Source organism: Bradyrhizobium sp. 40, from assembly GCF_023100925.1.
Taxonomy (GTDB): domain Bacteria; phylum Pseudomonadota; class Alphaproteobacteria; order Rhizobiales; family Xanthobacteraceae; genus Bradyrhizobium.
Genome location: NZ_CP064688.1, coordinates 3,753,095 through 3,770,128, shown reverse-complemented (window position 1 = coordinate 3,770,128; position 17,034 = coordinate 3,753,095). Strand labels below are relative to the sequence as shown.

The following is a 17,034-nucleotide window of genomic DNA, read 5'->3' as shown; positions in this document are numbered from 1 at the left end:
AACGCCTTTAGGCTGCCGGCTCGATGTAGCGCGGGAAGGCCGGCGTCGGCGCGGGCAGGGTCGTACCGGGCGCGATGCGCGTTGCACCGCCGAGCGCGGCGAAGTGGCGCTCCCCTTCGGGGATCCCGAGGCTGTTCAGCAGCAATCCCGAGGCCGTCGGCATCGCCGGCTGGGCCAGGATCGCGATCTGGCGCACGACTTCGGCGGTGACGTAGAGCACCGTCCTCTGCCTGACTGGATCGGTCTTGGCGAGCGCCCACGGCGCTTCGCCCGCGAAATAACGGTTGGCTTCCGCGACCACGGCCCACACGGCATTGAGCCAGTGATGGATTTGCTGCGTCGCCATCGCTTCGCGGGACGCCGCGAGCATGCCGTCAGCCTGTGACAGGATCGCCTTGTCGTTGTCGCTGAATTCGCCGGGCTCCGGGAGCACGCCGCCGAGCTGCTTGGCGATCATCGACAGCGAGCGCTGCGCGAGGTTGCCGAGATCGTTGGCGAGATCGGCATTGATGCGCGCGACGATGGCCTCGTGATTGTAGTTGCCGTCCTGGCCGAACGGCACTTCGCGCAGAAAGAAATAGCGCATCTGGTCGACGCCGTACTGGTCGGCGAGGTTGAAGGGATCGACCACGTTGCCGACCGACTTCGACATCTTCTCGCCCCTGCTGAACAGGAAGCCGTGGGCATAGACCCGCTTCGGTAGCGGGATCCCGGCCGACAGCAGGAAAGCCGGCCAGTACACGGCATGGAAGCGGATGATGTCCTTGCCGATGATGTGCACGTCGGCAGGCCAATAACGCCAGTTCTTGTTGCTCTCGTCGGGGAAGCCGACGCCGGTGATGTAGTTGGTGAGCGCGTCGACCCAGACATACATCACGTGCTCTTCGTCGCCGGGCACCTTGACACCCCAGTCGAACGTCGTGCGCGAGATCGAGAGATCGCGCAGGCCGCCCTTGACGAAGCTCACCACCTCGTTCTTGCGGGAGTCGGGGCCGATTAAATTGGGCTGCGTCTCGTAGAGCTTGAGCAGCTTGTCCTGATAGGCCGACAGGCGGAAGAAATAGCTCTTCTCCTCGACCCATTCGACCGGCGTTCCCTGCGGCCCGAGCCGCACCCCGTCATCGTTCAGCCGCGTCTCGTCCTCGGCGTAATAGGCTTCGTCACGCACGGAGTACCAGCCGGCATAAATGTCGGCATAGATGTCCCCGTTCGCTTCCATGCGCCGCCAGATCTCCTGGCTGGAGCGATGATGCTGCTCCTCGGTGGTGCGGATGAAACGGTCGAACGACACGTTGAAGCGCTCGTCCATCTGCTTGAAACGGCCGGCATTGCGGGCCGCGAGCTCCGAGACGGACATTTTTTCGCTGGCCGCGGTCTGAACCATCTTCTGGCCGTGCTCGTCGGTGCCGGTCAGGAAGAACACGTCCTTGCCGTCCAGTCGTGCGAACCGCGCCAACGTATCGGTCGCGATTGCCTCATAGGCGTGGCCGATGTGAGGACTGCCATTGGGATAGGCGATCGCAGTCGTGATGTAGAAGACGTTGTCGCGCGCGGGGACGGCCACTGGCGTGGTGGCCTGCGGCGTGGCGACGGACTTCGGTGCGCGCGGGGCCTTGGGCTTCGATACATCGGGCTTCGCAGCCTTCGGCGGCGTGGCGACAGGAGCTAGTGTGGTGGTCATGGCAGGCGCAGCCACCCTCGCCGTCTTGGCTATCTTCTTCGCCGGGGCCTTGTTTTTCGCCGACGCCTTGTTTTTTGCCGAAGTCTCGTTCTTCGCCGAAGCCTTGGCTGGCTTTTTGGTCGCTGTCTTCACCGTCTTCTTGGCAACGACCTGCTTCTTCGCTGCCTTCTTTGCCGTCTTCGCGGCGCTCTTCTTCCCGTTTTTTTTGGCAGCCGTCTCTTTTGTCGTCGTGGCTTTCTTGACCTTCTTGACAGCTTTGCGCGCGCGCGCCTTCACGGCCTTCTTCGTGGCTTTCTTGACGGCTTTTGTGGCAGCCTTCTTCTTGCTGCTCTCGCCCTTAGCGGTTTTCTTAGCTCGCGCTGCCACGACGAATTCCTTTACCGGCTTCTCGAAATTTGGAAACGAACCTGCGTTAGTTTATTGTCTTGAGCATGATCCCATCGGAAAACCGCTGCACACTTTCGGGATCATGCTCTAGCGCGTTGCGTCCGCCAGCCAGCCGAACACCGAGAAAACCAAGGGCTTTCGCTCCAGATTGTAGGTTTCGGTGTCGCGCGCGGCGCGGACGATCTTTTCCCATACCTCAGCTAGGCGCGCAAGGCGCGGCAGGTTCTGGTTAGCATTGGCCTCGTCGGCGTGCAGACGTTCCGCGATCCAGCGATCGATGCCGTCGATGAAGGCGGCAAGCGCAACGCGGTCGCTGGTGCCGAGCGATTCGCCGAGCGTGTGCAATTCGCGCGGATCGACCTGCGGCAGTCGCGCCAGCAGCGCGGCCGTACGTTGCTGGAGCTTCAGGGCGTCACCGCCGAGCAGCGTCAGCGCCCGCGCGACGCTGCCCTCGGACGCCTCCGCCGCCTCGCGCAACGCCGGATCATTCGGGTCGAGATCGGCCGCGGTGGCGGCTGCTCCAATCACGTCGTCAATTGCGAGCGCGCGCAGGCGCAGCTTGCGGCAGCGCGACTGAATTGTGGCGAGCACGCGCGCCGGCGCGTGGCTCACCAGCAGGAACAGCGATTGCTGCGGCGGCTCCTCGAGAATTTTCAGCAGCGCGTTGGCGGCATTTGGATTGAGCTCGTCGACGGTATCGACGATGCAGACGCGCCAGCCTTCGGCCGCCGCGGTCGAGCCGAAGAAACCGATCGTCTCGCGCGTCTCGTCCACGGTGATTACCGTGCGCATCACGCCGCGATCGTTGGCGGTGCGCTCCAGCGTCAACAGGCCCCCATGCGAGCTCGCCGCAACCTGCCGCGCCACGGCGTCATCAGGATTGATGGCGAGATCCTCGGCGCGCTGCACCGAAAGCGCCAGCGGCTGGCCGTGAGCGAGCACGAAGCGAGCCATCCGATAGGCCAGCGTCGCCTTGCCGATGCCTTGCGGCCCGCCAATCAGCCAGGCATGCGGGATGCGCCCGCTGCGATAGGCGGCGAGCAGCGCGGTCTCGGCCTCGCGATGGCCGAACAGAACGCTCGTCTCGCGCGGATGAGAAATGGCGGTTTCGCGCTCGGTCTGACGCGGGCTCATATGGACACCACCGATGCCGGCGTCGGAAGCAGGCGATCACGCAACGCGGTCCAGATGCGTCCGGCAACCGTATCAGAGTCGGAATTGGCGTCGATCAGCACGCAGCGCGCAGGATCGTCCGCTGCGATCTTGCGATAGGCCTCGCGCAGACCTTGATGGAAACCGAGCTTCTCGGCCTCGAACCTGTCCGGCGTGCCGCTGCCGCGGCGTGCGGCCGCGCGCTGCAAGCCGATCTCGACCGGCAGATCAAGGATGATGGTGAGGTCCGGCTTGAGATCTCCGATCGTGACCCGCTCCATCGCGTTGATCAGCGCCGCCGGTACCCGGCCGAGGCTGCCCTGATAGGCCCGCGTCGAGTCGGCGAAGCGGTCGCACAGCACCCAGGTGCCCTGGTTGAGCGCGGGCTGGATCACGGTGCGGACATGGTCGTCGCGCGCGGCCGCGAACAGCAACGTCTCGGCCTCGGGTCCGAGCAGTTTGCCCATGCCTGACAGCACCAGATGCCGCATGATCTCGGCGCCCGGCGAGCCGCCCGGCTCGCGCGTGACGAGGATGCGCATCCTGGCTGCCTTGAGACGATCGGCGAGCTTCTTGATCTGGGTCGACTTGCCAGTGCCCTCGCCGCCTTCAAAGGTGACGAAACGCCCGCGTCCGGACGGCCACTTTACCGCACTTTCACTCATGATCAGAGCTTCTCGGCGCCCGCACGGAACATGCCGATCACGAGCTCGCTGGCGCCGTCGATCGCGCGGCGCACGGTCGAGCCAGTGCCGATCGCGTCTGCAGCATAGACCGGCGTCTCCACCGCGATGTTGCCGCTGCGCCAGACCCTGACCAGCCCGACCTTCTGCCCGGCCTCGACCGGCGCGCGCACCGGGCCGCTATAGACGACGCGCGCGATCAGCTTGTCGCTGCCGTTCTTGTGCACCATCACTTTCACGGGCGTCTTGGCGACCAGTTTCACCGAACGGCTCTCGCCGCCGAACACCTTGGCGTAGCCGACGGGCTGATCGGCCGCGATCAGGGTGCGGGTCTCGAAATTGCGAAAACCCCATTCCAGCATCTTCTTGGCTTCGGTGGCGCGATCTTCGGGGTCTTCCAGCCCGTTGACGACGACGATCAGCCGCGTGCCGTTCTGCACGGCCGAGCCGACCATGCCGTAGCCGCCTTCCTTGGTGTAGCCGGTCTTCAGACCGTCGGCGCCTTCCATGGAATTGAGCAACGGATTGCGGTTGGGCTGGCGGATCTTGTTCCAGGTGTATTCCTTCTCGCCGAACAGTTTATAGAATTCGGGGAAATCGAGAATGATGTGCCGGGCGAGGATGCCGAGCTCGCGCACCGTCATCTTGTTGGCGGGGTCGGGCAAGCCGTTGGAATTGCCGAAGGTCGACTTCGTCAGGCCAAGCTCGCGGGCGCGCTTGGTCATGAAGTCGGCGGCGAAAATCCGCTCGTTGCCCGCCATGGCTTCGGCGAGCGCAATGCAGGCGTCGTTGCCGCTCTGGATGATCGCCCCGTGCAGGAGATCGTCGACGGTGACCTTGCTGTTGATCGCGGCGAACATGGTCGAGCCGCCGGAGGGCGCGCCGCCCCGGCGCCAGGCGTTCTCACTGATCCGGTATTCGTCGGTCAGCTTGATGTCGCCCTTCTTGATGGCGTTGAAGACGACCTCGGCGGTCATCAGCTTCATCATGCTCGAGGGCGCACGCAGTTCGTCGGCGTTCTTCTCGAACAGCACGCTGCCGCTGGACGCCTCGATCAGGATCGCGGTCGGGGCGTCGCCGTCGAAGCCGGCATCATCTGTTTTCTTGGCGCCCTGAACGCTCTGGTTGGCGGCGTAGAGCGCCCCGCCCCAGCCGATGGCCGCCACCACAGCCGTCGCGATCAGCCCGCGCGCCAGCGCTCCGGCGATGAACCGGGTGCGCCCCAACGAGGAAAGATGAAATTCCATGGCCAAGCCCTGAGAGCGGCGTTCTAACAGTTGGAGCGGGTGCGAACAACACGGGGTGGCCGCTTGTCCCGAGATTGCACGATTCTCGTCCCGCCCCTATCGTGGCACCTCAGATTTTCTGACCAAACCCCTGAAACAAGGCGGAAAAGCGATGTCATCCACCCGCGTAATCAAGGCCAATGGCATCGACCTGTTCATCCGCGAAGCCGGTCAGGGGCCGCTGGTGGTGCTATGCCACGGCTGGCCGGAACTCTCCTACTCCTGGCGCCACCAGATCCCGGCGCTGGCGCAGGCCGGGTTTCGCGTCGTCGCCCCCGACATGCGCGGCTATGGCCAAAGCTCAGCGCCGCCCGAGGCGACGGCCTATTCGATCTTCGACACGGTCGGCGACGTCGTCGGCCTCGTGCAGGCACTTGGCGAGACCAAGGCGATGGTGGTCGGCCACGATTGGGGTGCTCCGGTGGCCTGGCACGCGGCGCTGTTCCGGCCCGACATCTTCACGGCTGTCGCTGGCCTGAGCGTGCCGCCGCCCTTCCGCGGCCGCGGCAAGCCGCTCGACCTCCTGCGCCAGGGCGGCATCAGCAATTTCTATTGGCAGTATTTCCAGGCGCCCGGCGTTGCCGAGGCCGAGTTCGAGCACGACGTCGCGCGCACCATGCGCATCGTGCTCGGCGGGCGGGGCCTTGCCGATCCCTCCGCGGCAATGTTCGTGCAGGAGGGCAAGGGCTTCCTCGGCCACGGCAACCCGGAGGAGCCTCTGCCGGCCTGGCTCAGCGAGACTGACCTTGCCTATTTCACTGAAGCCTTCCGCAAATCCGGTTTTCGTGGCGGGCTGAACTGGTATCGCAACCTCGACCGCAATTGGGAGCTGACGGCGCCCTGGCAGGATGCGCAGATCCACCAGCCCTCGCTCTTCATTGCCGGCTCGAAAGACGCCGTCATCACCGGCCTGATCGGAGCCAAGCGCGTCAACGAGCTCAAGCGCGTGCTGCCCAATCTGGAGCGAAAGCTGATCATCGAGGGCGCCGGCCATTGGGTCCAGCAGGAGCGGCCCGACGAGGTGAATGCGGCGCTGGTGAGGTTCTTGAAGGAAAGCGCGGCTCAGTAGAGGCCGCGGCCGCTCAGGATGCCGCGGGCCTCAGCAGCCCCGTCCGAGGCGTAGGCGCCGGACGGCGCGCTCTCGGTCGCATAGCGTCCGTCCCCATCATAGGACACGGCGCGGGCGTTCTGGAGCGCCCGGCCCCGGTTACGGCTCGAGGCCGACATTTCCGAGGTCGCACTGAGTGAAGCCATGTCGGGGGAGGTGTTGCCAAGATTGTAGGGCCGTCCCTCCGGCGTCGGAACGTCGCCGCGCATGGCGCCGCGGTTCGACGACGGCAACTCCGGCACGAACGGCCTCGCCGAGGCGACACGGACCATCGAGGGCGACGGCGCCGGGGTCCCGGTGCGCAAGGTCGCCATCAGCTGGCGGTCGTCGGAGCCTTCCAGCGGCGCCCGCCCGACATATTCGACACGGACCTTGGCGATGCCATTGCCTTTGAATTCAAGCAGTTCGGCGGCCTTGTTCGAGACGTCGATGAGCCGGTTGCCGTGGTAGGGCCCGCGGTCATTGACGCGGACGATCAGCGACTTGCCGTTCGAGACGTTGGTCACTCGCGCATAGGACGGCATCGGCAGGGTCGGATGCGCCGCGGTCAGCGAGCCCATGTCGAACACTTCGCCATTGGCAGTCAGGCGGCCGTGGAAATCGTCGCCGTACCAGGAGGCCATGCCCTCGGCGCGGTAGTTGACGTCCTCTTCGGGCACATAGGTCCGGCCACCCACCACATAGGGCTTGCCGACGCGGTAGGCGCCGCCGCCCTTCGGGACCGGATCGCCCAAAGCCACCACCCGGGGGCTCGAGGACACGCCGTATTTCGGATCGACGCGGCTGGCGAATTTGTTGGAGGAGGCGCAATTGGCGAGCGCAAGGCAGGTCGCGGCCGCCGCAGCAGCGCGCGCGACCCGCAAAACCGAATCTGACTGACGGATCCCCATTCGCCCCAAATACCATTTCGCCGGAGGCGTACCTAACCCGCTTTGGCTACGGGGCAGCGCTATCCGGTCCTTTGCTCCGAGGCGGCCCACCACCGCGTCGGAAGTGGTAACGATAACGCAACCCGAACACGGCGGAAATGGGGAGCCCACAGCGTTCACGCCGGGATGGTAAACGGGGCGTATGCGTTCGCCCCGTTGAACTACGGGGCGCGGGCGCCCTGCTCTGTGCCGTGGCCGGACATTCTGTTGCGCCAAATCCTCACTCCACCCCCATTGTCGCGCCGCTCACTGGAATTCTTTTGACTGTGCAAGGCCGCCCGCGTTTTCTCGCGTGCAGGGCGGAATGGAATAAGACGATGATCGAGACGGTTTCGGCACTGATGGGTTTGGTAAGCGCGGGGATCTTCCTGGCCCATGCGTTTGAAGGTTACCGCACGAGGGCCTGAGGCACTCGCGCGGGCGGCAAGCATCACCCTTTCAAGACGGCGCGTTCGGACATTTTTAAGCGATCCGATCGAGCATCGAAGACGAGAGCGGCAGGTGTCCCATGCGCAACCATGACCTCGTATCCGATGGCTTCCTGGCATTGACCGCCGGTGGTTTGGTCCTGCTGTGCTCCAGCCTCGTGGCCTTGGCCTTCGCCTGAGCACCCGGCACTTCCCGAAAAATACGCTTACCGCAGTCCAAGCAGCGAACGCCGATACAGGCTGTCACGGGCTTCGCTCAGGCAGACGAAGCTGCCGTCAAATCCCTGGGCGTACCGCTTCTGGCCTTTGCCGTAGTAGACGCCTTTGCTGAAATCGAGCCAGACGACCCGGTCGTGCGGGCAATGACGCTGCGCCTGCGCCTCGTAGCGAAATGGCGTCAGCGGCGTGGCCGATACCTCAGCGCCGCTGCAGCCGACCAGGATCGCAGCAGCGAGCGTGATCGCGCCGGGCGATGTGCCGAAGCTGCTCCAAAATACTCCTCCGCAAGACACCACCCGCCTCCCGATCCCAGCCGTCGAGGGCCGGCTTGCTTTCACTTGTCCGCTTCGAGTTGCTGCAACGCCTGATGCATGCATTCCTGAAGCTTGGCTGCGACCTGTTCGCGCGCGACGCCTTTGGTGGCAAGATCGCCTGACACCTTGTCGAGGATCTCGTCCATCGTCTGGTTCTCCAGATGGTCCGTCACCAACGCCGTCGCGTAGCCGGCCGCGGCATCGCCGCTGAGGCCCAGCTGGGTTGCGGCCCAGAGGCCGAGCAGCTTGTTGGACCGGGCCGCGGCCTTGAACATGAGCTCCTCGTCGTGGACGAACTTGGCCTCGAAGCCCTGCTCGCGCTTGTCGAACGTGGTCATGGTCAGCTCCATTGTCGTTTCGCTGATCGGGATCGGACTGGCTGAAAGCGAACGTCTCCGTGGTTCACGTCAGGGTCATCTGAAGCTTCCGGCGGAAGCCAAGCGCCGTCAAGCCCGCTCGGCTGCGCCCACCGGGCCTATGCAGGGCACCGACCAGCTCTACGCCAGTCAGCTCAGCTAGGGAGGGATGTTTACTATTTGTTAAGCAGACTCAGCGCCGCATGGCCCGGGGACATCGAGAGCTGACGCATGAACAAAGAACTGCGGGAGTTTCGACGGCTTGAACGCGTCTGCCTGGAGCAGGCAGCCCTCTCCACCATGGACCTCGCGCGAGGCGGGTTGCTCAAGGTCGCTGATGATTGTCGCGTCGCAGCCGAAGCGATCGAGGCACAATCGCCTCGCAGACCTTTCGCAAGTGCCGTCCAGGCGCTGAAGCAGGCGTTGAGCGTGACGCGCGTCCCGCACCGGCACTGAGGCCAGCGCTCGCGGGCGAGGACATCTTTGACGGGGCGACCGCGTGCGGTCAGCCCTTGGCCTCCGTCTGCTCACGTGCCAACCGTTCGGCTCTCAGCCGTTCCTTGTTGGCATAGAACGCCTTCTGCGCCGCTTCGTGATCGCGCATGGCTTTCTCGGCTTCGATACGGCGTGTCGCATCGCGCGCCTGCCGCTGTTCGGGAGTCAAAGGCTTGCGCCGGTAGGAAATGTCTTCCGTCATGGCCAGATAACGCGGGGGTGAGGAAAGAGTTCCTCATGGTCACGCTGAGCGGCACTGCGGGCCGACTTCATAATGTGCGAAAACAACCCCATGCACAGTAGCCAAGTCCTTCTGTAGACAGCACTTTTTTATCGCGCTGACGGTGCGTTTGAGCCGATGGAGATCTCGATGTCGGCGATGACAGGCAAATGGTCCGAATAGGCCCTCGCCCCTTCGTCGGTCCAGACTTTCCCGATCCGGCTGTCGGACGTTGCATAGATCCGGTCGAGCCGCAGCAGGGGCAAATGCGACGGGAAAGTTCGCAGCCGCGTCCGGTTCGGGCAGACCTGCGCGAGCACGCGCCGCACCGATTTGATCCAGAACCAGTCATTGAAATCCCCGAGCACGACGGTTCTTCCAGGTTTCACCAGGCTCACCAGCGCCTGAGCCTGCGCATGGCGCTCGTGGATGCTCAAGCCGAGATGCGTGGCCACCACGCGGACATCGCCAACCGGCGTCAGCAGTCCCGCGGCGATCGCTCGGCGCGGCTCGCGCTCACGATACGACACGTCGACGATCTCGGGCGGGCCGGAGAATGGGAAGCGGCTCAGGAGCGTCTGGCCATATTCGCCATCCGCCGTGACGATCGACTTGGCATGAACACGGTGATCGCCAACGACACTCGCCAGCTTCGCAAACGGATCGTCCGATCGGGATCGCGAATCCACCTCCTGAAGCGCGACGACATCGGGAGCCCATTTGCGAATGATGGAACAGATTCCCTCGAGATCGAACTTCGGATTGAGATTGAAGGTGCCGTGCACATTCCACGTCATGAAGCGCATCGGCGCCATCAACGCCTCCCGGCGAGCCACGTCGCGACGAATTGCGCGCCTGCGCAGATCGCGAGCCAGCCCAGGAACGCCAGTGCGAGGAGCAATATGTTGACCCAGGACGCATTCCTGGCGAGATCAGCGATCTGAGCACCCAAAACTGCCATCGCGAGAATGCCGGGCGTCATGCCGAGCAGCGTTCCGATCAGGAAGTCACGCAGAGGCAGCGTGCTCGCGCCAGCCACGACATTCACCACCGAGAACGGCGCGATCGGAATCATCCGGATGACGACGACAGCCAGAATGCCCTTGCCGACCACGCGTTCCTGGATGCGCGCGGTACGTCGTCCGAGCAAACGCTGCAGGCGTTCGCGGCCGAGTGCCCGTCCGATCACAAACAGGATAAAGGCGCTGAGCACGACGCCCGTCATCGCGGTAACGAAGCCTAGCCAGGGTCCAAGTGCGGCGGCAGTTGCCGCAATGAGCACGAGAACCGGAAACACGACCAACCCGCCGACGACGAAAGCCGCTATCGCGAATGGCGGCCCCCAGACGGACTGCGAATAGGCAGACAGCAACGTCGACATCCGGCCCGCGTCGGCGAAATCGCTCAAGGACGTGTAGGACCAGGCCATCGCCAGTCCAAGAAGCGCCACGGCCATCGAGACCATCCCGATGATCGTCTTCGTGCTCCACATGCGCGATGCCGCGCGCTCCAGATGTAGAGGCCGCTCGGGGTCCGCCACGGGCTGAACCATCGTGGCCAGAGCGCTGGTCAGCACCGAAGATTCCACGTCCCGCAGCGCCTTCGTCGCACCTTCTCTTGAGACGTCGTCCAGAAGCGCAAAAAGACGATCGTCGTTTTGTGCAACGGCCTGTTCATCGAGACCGCAGAAATGGGCGATCAGGCGACGGCGGACCGAGGCGATGAAATTCCGATGCTCGTCTGATGCGGCTTCAAAGATCAGGTCACATTCGCTGTCGGCGCCCATCGATCGATTGTTCAAATTGGCCGAACCGATCCTCAAGATCCGATCGTCGACGATCATGAGCTTGCTGTGCACCATCACGGCCGCTTCCGTATCCCCGTTCCCCGACACCGGGTAGACGAAGCGGATGCGATCGGCGACGCCGGCCGAACTGAAGCAGTCGATGAAGGCGCCCCGGCCGTTCTGCATGGCCTGGGATTCCAGCCACGAGGAATGCAGTTTTGGCGTGACGACCAGAGCCCGAAGCGAAGGCACGCGCAGCATCTGCTCCGTCAATTCGCGTGCGATCTTGGTGGCACTGGTGAACTGGTTCTCGATGTACACGAAGTTCGTCGCGGACCGGATCGCTGCGATCAGCGAGCGTTCGACCTCCCTGACCGTCGAACCCGCCGGACAGACCACCTCGGTCCTGGCGATGCCCACCGGCATATGCTCAGCCTCGACCGGCACATTCGCCGGCCAGCGCAAGCTTTTCAGCGGGCGCCGATCGTCAATCTGTTGGCCCGCCGCGCGCCAGCGTTGCTCCACGAGGTCGAACAGCCACGCCGCCGCAGCCCCGTCGACCATGCATTGAACGTCATGAAACGGCAGGTATGGCTTGCCCTGGGGATCACAGCGCGGTGCGTGATCGGCGCGATGCTCACTCGTGTCCCAGCGCCTGATCGTCAGATCGAGCCCGCCGACGAACGCCAGCGAACCGTCGGCACAGACGATCTTCTGGTGTTGGGCCGACCCAAATGGAAGCGTGGAATCCAGGTGAAACCGGACGCGGCCATCTGTGTCGGCGGTGAATTTTGCCGCGGAATTCCATTCCCTTTCGGAGGCGTAGAACGAGACGAAGTCCCAGACCAGAATGTTGATCCGCAAGGCGGGACGGCGCTGGACCAGCGCGCGCAGCAATGGACCGAGCTGCTCCGGCAAGCCGTCATGCGCTCGCCCGGATTCTCCGACCAGCCTGGTTTCGCTATGGATATCCCACCCGACGATATAGACGAGATCCTGCGCCTGCAGCAGTGCCTCCCGCAGCGCCGCGAAATAAGCGGCAGCATCGTTCAGAACCGCCACACGCCGCGCCTCGCACCGCCGCCAGACGGTGTCGCCGGGGATCAGGGTCGATGAGCTCTGAAGCAGGTCAACCTCGCCATTCGCATTCGCGTCTAAACGCACCGAACGCGCGAGGGGTTCCTTGTCGTCATGGCCACGATTCGCGTGCGGCCTGCCCGCATGCTGAGCCACGGCGCTGACCCGCACGATTGCGGCTACTTGGTTCGGACCGCCTTTGCACCTGCGCCCTTCAAGGCGTCCGCGATCTTCTCGGGCGCATCGCCGTGAAAATCCACGGAGACCTCGATCCGGCCTTCCAGTTTCTGATGCCCCTCCGGCGCGGGCGCGGCCTTGGCGTCAGGACCGGCCGGGCGTGTCCCCGACGTGTTCGCGCCACCGACTGCCTGGACGAAGACGTCCGTTCGCGGCACGCCGCATTCCTGCACGACATGCTCAACCGCAAGCTCGGCGCCGCGGCGCGTGTCGAATTCTCCGATGATCGTACTTTCCAAGGGCGCCCTCCGTGGCTGGACCAGCGTGCGAACAACTGGTCAGCGAGGGCCAGGTTCCTGAACGCGCGGGCGTTTAGAACCGAACGATCCCAAACATGAACAGCAGCGCGAGAGTGATCAACCCGGAGACCAGCAGCGAGCCGAGACATCCCAGCCGGTTCGAGAAAAAGAAGAACATGCCTCGCCCGTCCCATAGCTTCGTGCCTGGCTAAGTTCTCCCATTCGACAGCGTTCCTGGAGACGTTTTTGGACGCGCGAGCAAGAACAGATCCAAGAACCAATCATCGAGCGGAACGTTATGTCCGCGATGTCAGACGCTTTTGATTATTTCCGGGCGCATGCGGTCCGAGCCCTTTGCAAGGCCCGGGCGATGCCGCGCGGACGCATGAAACATCTGCAAACCGTCGTGGCCCGGATCTACCACCTGCTGACCAAGGAGGCCGCGTACGGGCCGAACCTGCAGCATATGGACGACCTCCGCGCAGCCAAGAAGCTCGAGAAGTCGATCGACTGAATTGCAATGACGGCGACGCTGCACGCCCCCGACGCGTTCAGCGTCCTTTGGGAGTGGTCCCCGACTGCGACTTGCCAAGCCCGGGATTGATGGCGAGCGACGCGCCGGCGGCGCCTCCGGCTTCATAGGCCGTCATCGACACCATCCGGCTGGCGCTACGCTGGGTCCGCATCTTCAGGTCGAGCCTGTCGAACTCCGCATCGACCACCGACGTCTTGAGAACCACCAGCCCGCGGCCGGTGCTTTCGTTGACCTGATCGCGACCGGCCTTGATCGCGACCAGCTTGTCCGCGATCGACGCCACCATCCCGAGCGCGAAGGAGGCATTGGCCAGATGCCGCTCCTGGTGCCGGAACCTGCCGTAGTCGACCGAGGTCTTGAAGCGGCCAAGGTCAGCGCGCACGGCACCGTCGATCAATTCGGCCAGATAATGCGCGACCTCGACATCCGCGCCGAGACCGAAGAACACATAGCGGTTGTCGCCGGCCGCGTTCTTCTCGCGCCAGACCCGACAATCGCAGAAATGAGCGATCGCGCCGACGCAGTCGTCAGCGGAATGCGCTTCTTGCGAAAAGTCTCGTAGACCCTCCGCTCGCACGACGACGCGCGCAGTTCGACGTCGGAGAGCGACAGATCATGTCGATCCAGCAGCTCGGCGACCTTGGCGGCCGCAGACAGTGCCTCGTCCTCGGTGCAGCCATTGGCGATCGTCTTGGAACGCAACGCCTGAATGCGGAGCTTCAGCTTGTCGAGGGAGGCCGGAGTGGAGGTCTGATGCACTGATTACCTGCCGGGTAAACGCGACGGATAGAACCGGTCGGATAGACCGGCGGGAGGGGTCTCTTGTCAACTGTATTGATCTTCGACTTTTTTCGAACGGACCTCACTCCTTCTACGTGCGGTGCACGACTCGCCGCACTGACTATAAAATGCAGAGACGAGGATTCACTACAATCGACGTTCTCGCTCTATTTCCACCGCAGCTGACAAATCATTGTCGGGAGCAGACCACCACAAGCCCAACGAGGTTGCGTTGGCGCCTTGGCGTTGGCGGCTGCGTCTTGTTCACAGTATCGCGAGCTTGCATTCAGCCGGCTTTGATCCCTGCGCTTGCTGAGTAGTCGGCAGCAGACTGGTGGATTGAAAGACACACTGATCAAGGCCGTCGATCGGTTTTGTGCTGCGACACATTCCTGAAGGGACTGGACCACTGTTAAGGTTTAGCGGTCAGGTTAACCCCAGCGAACGTTTTGCTGAGAGCGTCGAATTCGATATGACCTCGAAATAGAGGAATATTCGAATGTCCAATAGAACCGCATTTCAAACTGCAGATGCAGACGAGCCCCACAACTTTTTTGATCTCGTCATTCCCCTCACCTTCAGCGCTGTAGCCCTCCTGGCCACAGCTGTTTCGCTGGAGGCGATTGGGTTCATCGCTTGGCAGCCAGCCACCTTTTTGGTTGCCTATATCTTTGGCTGACGCGCGATTGGCTGGCATGAGCGAATTCGAAGGCCTATCTGACCAGTTCATTCTGCGGATGCACGAGTTATTCGCCAAGAGGTGCAAGCAGATAGGCTAGCCGGCACGCGTTTTATCGGATTGCCAGAGAGGCTGCGCGCGGAAGCTCTTGCAGGGGAGATCAAGCGACGCGGCTTGTTTTGCACGGCAATTGAATGGCCTCAGCATCTTGAGCCTGGAGCGGACAAATACGCACCGACCATTGGACACCGGAAGACGATCTAAAACTCATCGTGCTCACGGCGCGACGCGTCCCGGCTGACCGGATTGCTCGCCTGCCAGACCGCAGATCGCAAATATCGGTCCGCGATCGATTGCAACTCCCGCGAACCTGCATCGTGAACAAGAGAATGCCAAAGCTCCCGCGTCGCGGCCTCGGTCTAACCAGTCCCCGGCCCCTCCGACCCGGGGCCGCCTCTCCATGAGCCTACCGCCTGGTTGGCGCCTCGCGCAGCTAACTCCCGGTCCAGATCTTTCAGTCGCACGAGCAGGTTCTCGACGATCTCCATGCAATCGGAATGTCCCAACGATTGCACGCCGCGCGCTGTGAGCTCGCGCTCCAGCATGGCGGCTATAATAATTTGAATGCTCACGAACTCTCCGCCGACTTCGCCCCAGAGACGGTACGGCTCAACTTAGAAATGGGTTTCGCTAAAGCGAAAGGCCGCAGGGTGGTTCCAGCCCCCACTGCGGCCATCCCGGTCAAATTACAAACTGGTACTTAAATCTCGCCGGTGTTCTCACAGTAGAACACCGTGTTCCGAAAAAGGATTCCGTAAGACTACCGGAATCCCAAGCGGCCCGGATAGTCACTCGGATGTAGAAATGGCACCGCTTCCTTACCAGCCCCCATGCTCCCGGCTGCCGATCAATTGCGGATCAGAGCGCCGGGAGCGACGCTAGGACTTCCCAGATTCCGGGGGGCGCTATCGCCACAGCCGGCGCGTGATGTTGAACAACGCCGCAAGCGGGACGCCCGCCAAGACACCCAGCATGCGGTACGACGTGACCAGCAGCGCAGCGCTAAGCGGCCCCGCGCTTGTCGCAAATCCATAGGCTGCGCCTAAGCCTCCCAGCGTTCCGGCAAAGACGACCATGTTGCGGTCGTTGCGCGCCTCGACGTTATAGATCGGGGGTCTTTTGCGGTGAAGAATGGGAGGACCGAACGGCACCTTCGAGCCGCAATTTGGGCAGGCCGACGCACTCGGTGAAACCGGGTGGTCGCAGTCGTGGCAATCGATCAGCTTTTTGGTCCGTCCCATGCCGCAAATCGTAGCGGCGGGGCGGCCAGTCCACAAGTTCGGCAGCTACTCCCAGCACACCGTCGCATGACCACAGCAGGGCCGCACTGATCCCCGCATTCCCCGCGTTTGACTGGCGTTGAAAACCTGCGCGCCGTGCGGAAAGTTGACTAGCTCGGGACCTTTCTCGCCGACCATGGAGAGTCCACCCGGCGCCGAACGGGTGCCGCTTGCGAACATGGGAATGGAGAGGCCGTCCGTTCCGGCGCCGAGCGGCACCAGACCACGTGGGCACGCTGCCGGACCCCGCGCTGCCACCAAGCCCAACCAACGAACCCGGCCGATTTAGATCAAGCGCCTCTTCGACAGAGAAAGACGGATTAGGACGCCATCGGACTAGAAGATGGCGGAAGGGGTGGGATTCGAACCCACGGTACCCTTGCGGGCACGCCGGTTTTCAAGACCGGTGCCTTAAACCACTCGGCCACCCTTCCAAGTCCGGAATGGCTGTCGCTTAACGCAGTCGACGGCGCATAGCAACGCGAAGTTGGCGCCCGCCCCTTTCCCCGGCATCGGATCTGTCAGGCGAGCGTCAGCCTGTTCCCTTACCCTATGCCCTCTCGGCAATCCCGGACACTGGCGACATCTCCCAGGGCGTCGCCGGTTGCGAGGCCCGGTTTGGAGTCGCTTCCGTTTCCGGGCCTCGTTTGCCAGCTGCAAAGAAAAGCGGCGCCCCCGAGGGAGCGCCGCGCGAAGTCCGTTCATTGTTGCTTTAGCTCAGTACCCGCAGGACGCACAGTTCATCTGCACCGGAGCGTAATAGGAATAGCCCGGCTGGACCATCTCGACGCGCTGGCGCGTGGCGTATTGGGGCGGGATGCGCTCGTACTGGACGCTCGGCGGCGCCACCATCACGGTCTGCGGCACCATCACGGTGCGGTACTGCGCCGGCGCGCGGTGGGCCACCACGGAGCCGGGCGAAACCATCACGGTCTCGTCGACAGTCCGGTATTGCGGCTGCACGTATTGCTGCTGGTAGCAGGTCGTGCACGGCGGCGGCGTGTAGCAATTGTAGCAGCCGGCGGAAGCAGCGCTCGTCATGGAAATCGCAGCGACGACGGTCGAGAAAACGACAGCGAAAGTGCGAGACATTGTTGTGGTGC

The 17,034-nt window shown here is 63.3% G+C and carries 19 protein-coding genes, 1 tRNA gene and 1 pseudogene; 6 read left to right on the top strand and 15 right to left on the bottom strand.

The genetic code is table 11. The features are described from left to right. Positions 1 to 7: 7 nt before the first annotated feature. Complete coding sequence (metG, locus tag IVB40_RS18370) at positions 8 to 1,681, bottom strand: methionine--tRNA ligase (protein WP_247815896.1); 1,674 nt, start codon at positions 1,679 to 1,681, stop codon at positions 8 to 10. Between metG and IVB40_RS18365 the strand changes: the two genes are divergently transcribed. Further along, on the top strand, positions 1,680 to 2,159 hold the full coding sequence (locus IVB40_RS18365) for a hypothetical protein (RefSeq protein ID WP_247815895.1): 480 nt from the start codon (positions 1,680 to 1,682) through the stop codon (positions 2,157 to 2,159). The genes metG and IVB40_RS18365 overlap by 2 nt on opposite strands. Here the strand turns inward: IVB40_RS18365 and IVB40_RS18360 are convergent. The 3 genes from IVB40_RS18360 to IVB40_RS18350 are packed head-to-tail and all read right to left on the bottom strand — an operon-like array spanning position 2,156 to position 5,150. Further along, complete coding sequence (locus IVB40_RS18360) at positions 2,156 to 3,202, bottom strand: DNA polymerase III subunit delta' (RefSeq protein ID WP_247462151.1); 1,047 nt, start codon at positions 3,200 to 3,202, stop codon at positions 2,156 to 2,158. The genes IVB40_RS18365 and IVB40_RS18360 overlap by 4 nt on opposite strands. Further along, positions 3,199 to 3,885: a dTMP kinase gene (tmk, locus tag IVB40_RS18355; RefSeq protein WP_247815894.1), complete on the bottom strand. Its 687-nt coding sequence runs from the start codon at positions 3,883 to 3,885 to the stop codon at positions 3,199 to 3,201. The genes IVB40_RS18360 and tmk overlap by 4 nt, the downstream gene beginning before the upstream one ends. Positions 3,886 to 3,887: 2 nt before the next feature. Then, the gene (locus IVB40_RS18350) at positions 3,888 to 5,150 is read right to left on the bottom strand and encodes a D-alanyl-D-alanine carboxypeptidase family protein (RefSeq protein ID WP_027566950.1); all 1,263 of its coding nucleotides are present in this window, start codon (positions 5,148 to 5,150) and stop codon (positions 3,888 to 3,890) included. A gap of 151 nt (positions 5,151 to 5,301) precedes the next feature. On the opposite strand from IVB40_RS18350, the gene IVB40_RS18345 reads away from it, so the two are divergent. Further along, entirely contained in the window at positions 5,302 to 6,258 is a 957-nt protein-coding gene (locus IVB40_RS18345) for an alpha/beta hydrolase (RefSeq protein WP_247359307.1), read from the top strand. Here IVB40_RS18345 and IVB40_RS18340 read toward each other — a convergent pair. From IVB40_RS18340 to IVB40_RS18330, 3 genes are all read right to left on the bottom strand, one after another. After that, the gene (locus IVB40_RS18340) at positions 6,252 to 7,187 is read right to left on the bottom strand and encodes a septal ring lytic transglycosylase RlpA family protein (protein WP_247359308.1); all 936 of its coding nucleotides are present in this window, start codon (positions 7,185 to 7,187) and stop codon (positions 6,252 to 6,254) included. The genes IVB40_RS18345 and IVB40_RS18340 overlap by 7 nt on opposite strands. A gap of 673 nt (positions 7,188 to 7,860) precedes the next feature. Further along, entirely contained in the window at positions 7,861 to 8,166 is a 306-nt protein-coding gene (locus IVB40_RS18335) for a hypothetical protein (RefSeq protein WP_247359309.1), read from the bottom strand. Positions 8,167 to 8,207: 41 nt separating this feature from the next. Beyond that, positions 8,208 to 8,525 (bottom strand): DUF1476 domain-containing protein, encoded by a 318-nt coding sequence (locus IVB40_RS18330; RefSeq protein WP_247815893.1) that lies wholly within the window; start codon positions 8,523 to 8,525, stop codon positions 8,208 to 8,210. Here IVB40_RS18330 and IVB40_RS18325 point away from each other — a divergent pair. Next, the gene (locus IVB40_RS18325; RefSeq protein ID WP_247815892.1) at positions 8,524 to 8,706 is read left to right on the top strand and encodes a hypothetical protein; all 183 of its coding nucleotides are present in this window, start codon (positions 8,524 to 8,526) and stop codon (positions 8,704 to 8,706) included. The genes IVB40_RS18330 and IVB40_RS18325 overlap by 2 nt on opposite strands. Positions 8,707 to 8,774: 68 nt before the next feature. Next, on the top strand, positions 8,775 to 8,999 hold the full coding sequence (locus IVB40_RS18320; protein ID WP_027566955.1) for a hypothetical protein: 225 nt from the start codon (positions 8,775 to 8,777) through the stop codon (positions 8,997 to 8,999). Positions 9,000 to 9,048: 49 nt separating this feature from the next. Here the strand turns inward: IVB40_RS18320 and IVB40_RS18315 are convergent, their stop codons facing one another. From IVB40_RS18315 to IVB40_RS18300, 4 genes are all read right to left on the bottom strand, one after another. After that, positions 9,049 to 9,240, bottom strand: coding sequence for a hypothetical protein (locus IVB40_RS18315; protein WP_007591059.1), 192 nt, complete (start codon positions 9,238 to 9,240; stop codon positions 9,049 to 9,051). Positions 9,241 to 9,368: 128 nt separating this feature from the next. Then, positions 9,369 to 10,073 carry an endonuclease/exonuclease/phosphatase family protein gene (locus IVB40_RS18310; protein ID WP_247286040.1) on the bottom strand — a complete coding sequence of 235 codons (705 nt, stop codon included), beginning with the start codon at positions 10,071 to 10,073 and terminating at the stop codon, positions 9,369 to 9,371. Then, entirely contained in the window at positions 10,073 to 12,292 is a 2,220-nt protein-coding gene (locus IVB40_RS18305; RefSeq protein WP_247815891.1) for a VTT domain-containing protein, read from the bottom strand. The genes IVB40_RS18310 and IVB40_RS18305 overlap by 1 nt, the downstream gene beginning before the upstream one ends. An 8-nt stretch (positions 12,293 to 12,300) precedes the next feature. Next, a complete protein-coding gene (locus tag IVB40_RS18300; RefSeq protein WP_247286036.1) occupies positions 12,301 to 12,597 on the bottom strand; it encodes a hypothetical protein in 297 nt (98 codons plus the stop codon). A 307-nt stretch (positions 12,598 to 12,904) separates the two neighbouring features. Here IVB40_RS18300 and IVB40_RS35900 point away from each other — a divergent pair, with 307 nt between their 5' ends. After that, the gene (locus IVB40_RS35900; protein WP_346283262.1) at positions 12,905 to 13,111 is read left to right on the top strand and encodes a hypothetical protein; all 207 of its coding nucleotides are present in this window, start codon (positions 12,905 to 12,907) and stop codon (positions 13,109 to 13,111) included. 37 nt (positions 13,112 to 13,148) lie between these two features. On the opposite strand, the pseudogene IVB40_RS18295 reads toward IVB40_RS35900, so the two are convergent. After that, a pseudogene (locus tag IVB40_RS18295) lies at positions 13,149 to 13,891 on the bottom strand (DUF2786 domain-containing protein). 520 nt (positions 13,892 to 14,411) lie between these two features. On the opposite strand from IVB40_RS18295, the gene IVB40_RS18290 reads away from it, so the two are divergent. Next, complete coding sequence (locus IVB40_RS18290) at positions 14,412 to 14,591, top strand: hypothetical protein (RefSeq protein WP_027566961.1); 180 nt, start codon at positions 14,412 to 14,414, stop codon at positions 14,589 to 14,591. A gap of 965 nt (positions 14,592 to 15,556) precedes the next feature. Here IVB40_RS18290 and IVB40_RS18285 read toward each other — a convergent pair. The 3 genes from IVB40_RS18285 to IVB40_RS18275 form a co-directional block, all read right to left on the bottom strand. Then, positions 15,557 to 15,892: a hypothetical protein gene (locus IVB40_RS18285; protein ID WP_247815890.1), complete on the bottom strand. Its 336-nt coding sequence runs from the start codon at positions 15,890 to 15,892 to the stop codon at positions 15,557 to 15,559. 383 nt (positions 15,893 to 16,275) lie between these two features. Next, positions 16,276 to 16,365, bottom strand: a tRNA-Ser gene (locus tag IVB40_RS18280). 283 nt (positions 16,366 to 16,648) lie between these two features. Beyond that, complete coding sequence (locus tag IVB40_RS18275) at positions 16,649 to 16,972, bottom strand: hypothetical protein (protein ID WP_035961287.1); 324 nt, start codon at positions 16,970 to 16,972, stop codon at positions 16,649 to 16,651. Positions 16,973 to 17,034: the final 62 nt, after the last annotated feature.

Bases quoted from the DNA above. Each gene is read 5' to 3' on its own strand.
- IVB40_RS18340 (WP_247359308.1), bottom strand. From the start codon at position 7,187: ATGGGGATCCGTCAGTCAGATTCGGTTTTGCGGGTCGCGCGCGCTGCT.
- IVB40_RS18345 (WP_247359307.1), top strand. From the start codon at position 5,302: ATGTCATCCACCCGCGTAATCAAGGCCAATGGCATCGACCTGTTCATC.
- IVB40_RS18315 (WP_007591059.1), bottom strand. From the start codon at position 9,240: ATGACGGAAGACATTTCCTACCGGCGCAAGCCTTTGACTCCCGAACAG.
- IVB40_RS18290 (WP_027566961.1), top strand. From the start codon at position 14,412: ATGTCCAATAGAACCGCATTTCAAACTGCAGATGCAGACGAGCCCCAC.
- IVB40_RS18320 (WP_027566955.1), top strand. From the start codon at position 8,775: ATGAACAAAGAACTGCGGGAGTTTCGACGGCTTGAACGCGTCTGCCTG.
- IVB40_RS18325 (WP_247815892.1), top strand. From the start codon at position 8,524: ATGGTCAGCTCCATTGTCGTTTCGCTGATCGGGATCGGACTGGCTGAA.
- IVB40_RS18310 (WP_247286040.1), bottom strand. From the start codon at position 10,073: ATGGCGCCGATGCGCTTCATGACGTGGAATGTGCACGGCACCTTCAAT.
- IVB40_RS35900 (WP_346283262.1), top strand. From the start codon at position 12,905: ATGTCAGACGCTTTTGATTATTTCCGGGCGCATGCGGTCCGAGCCCTT.
- IVB40_RS18350 (WP_027566950.1), bottom strand. From the start codon at position 5,150: ATGGAATTTCATCTTTCCTCGTTGGGGCGCACCCGGTTCATCGCCGGA.
- tmk (WP_247815894.1), bottom strand. From the start codon at position 3,885: ATGAGTGAAAGTGCGGTAAAGTGGCCGTCCGGACGCGGGCGTTTCGTC.
- IVB40_RS18365 (WP_247815895.1), top strand. From the start codon at position 1,680: ATGGCAGGCGCAGCCACCCTCGCCGTCTTGGCTATCTTCTTCGCCGGG.
- IVB40_RS18285 (WP_247815890.1), bottom strand. From the start codon at position 15,892: ATGGGACGGACCAAAAAGCTGATCGATTGCCACGACTGCGACCACCCG.
- IVB40_RS18360 (WP_247462151.1), bottom strand. From the start codon at position 3,202: ATGAGCCCGCGTCAGACCGAGCGCGAAACCGCCATTTCTCATCCGCGC.
- IVB40_RS18275 (WP_035961287.1), bottom strand. From the start codon at position 16,972: ATGACGAGCGCTGCTTCCGCCGGCTGCTACAATTGCTACACGCCGCCG.
- metG (WP_247815896.1), bottom strand. From the start codon at position 1,681: ATGACCACCACACTAGCTCCTGTCGCCACGCCGCCGAAGGCTGCGAAG.
- IVB40_RS18330 (WP_247815893.1), bottom strand. From the start codon at position 8,525: ATGACCACGTTCGACAAGCGCGAGCAGGGCTTCGAGGCCAAGTTCGTC.